This window comes from Microbacterium sp. NPDC077184 (genome assembly GCF_040687055.1).
Classification (GTDB): domain Bacteria; phylum Actinomycetota; class Actinomycetes; order Actinomycetales; family Microbacteriaceae; genus Microbacterium.
In genome coordinates, this window is record NZ_JBFBMM010000018.1 from 1 (window position 1) to 1,074 (window position 1,074).

Annotated in this window: 1 protein-coding gene and 1 pseudogene; one reads left to right on the forward strand and one right to left on the reverse strand. The window is 61.1% G+C overall.

All coding sequences use genetic code 11. The features are described from left to right. Positions 1-28: 28 nt before the first annotated feature. Positions 29-430: pseudogene (locus AB0O93_RS16165) on the forward strand (recombinase zinc beta ribbon domain-containing protein); the annotation flags it as partial. Between the two features lie 558 nt (positions 431-988). Here the strand turns inward: AB0O93_RS16165 and AB0O93_RS16170 are convergent. After that, the coding region (locus AB0O93_RS16170; RefSeq protein WP_363342981.1) for an integrase core domain-containing protein at positions 989-1,074 on the reverse strand (86 nt) is incomplete at its 5' end.

The following is a 1,074-nucleotide window of genomic DNA, read 5'->3' on the forward strand; positions in this document are numbered from 1 at the left end:
TGATCGGTACTCATCTTGACCACGCACGATGGCTCGCCAGCGTCAACGACACCAACGACTCCGCCGAAAACTCCACCACCACCCGGGACGTCACCTTCATCGACTCCTCAAGAATCCTTACTACATCGGCAAGATCACGTACCAAGGCGTGATTCTCGACGGCGCACATGAAGCGCTGATCGATGAGAAGACCTGGTTCCACTGCCAAGACCTACTCGCGGGGCGTCGGATCGCTGGAGACCGCGCGTGGAAGATGAACCATCCCCTCAAGGGCAGCCTGCGCTGCAAGCGATGCGGCGGGCGCATGGGCTACGGGAAGAGTCGCGGACGGGGTGGCGAGTACGAGTACTTCTTCTGCCTCGGGCGTCACACCGGTCGAACGAGTTGCGACCTGCCATACATCAGTGTCGAGAAGCTCGAGGATGCCGTCTTGCAGGAGTGGTACGCCAAAGGATGGCTCAGCACGGAAGATCTCGCCCAGACCAGACTGGCCGCGATCGCCGCGATCGACGAGTACCTCGATTCCAGCAAGGCACTCCTCGCGCAGCAGAGCAAACGACTTGAGGTACTGGCGCGGAAGAAGCAGAAGCTGATCGACGCCTATCTTGACGACGCTTTGTCTGCTGACGACATCAGAGCCCGACAGACGGAAGTCCAGCGCGAGATCTCAGATGCTCGATCGTTGTTGCTATCGGCCGAGAACGACCGGCTCCAAATGCTCGAACGCCTCGATACTGTCCTCAACGCGCTTGAGCATGCTGCCAAGCTCTACGAGCGAGGTAACGACACCACTAAGCGAAGCCTCAACCAAGCGCTCTTCGATTACTTCGAAGTTGACTACGAAGACGAGGCGGGGCAACCTCTCGGCGAAGCCCGCCAGGACGGAGCCTGTCGCGTGGAAGCGGCCCTCACAGCGCCCGTGGCGGCAGTTCGGGCACTGCGGGGCGCTGAGCCGGAAAAACCGGGCACACGCGCTAGCTGTACGGGGTCAGGACGTTGGTTGCAGTCGGCTGATCGGGGGGTTGCCTCCGAGGGCTGAGTGGCGTCGTCCAGTGTTGTAGTGCTCGAGCCAGG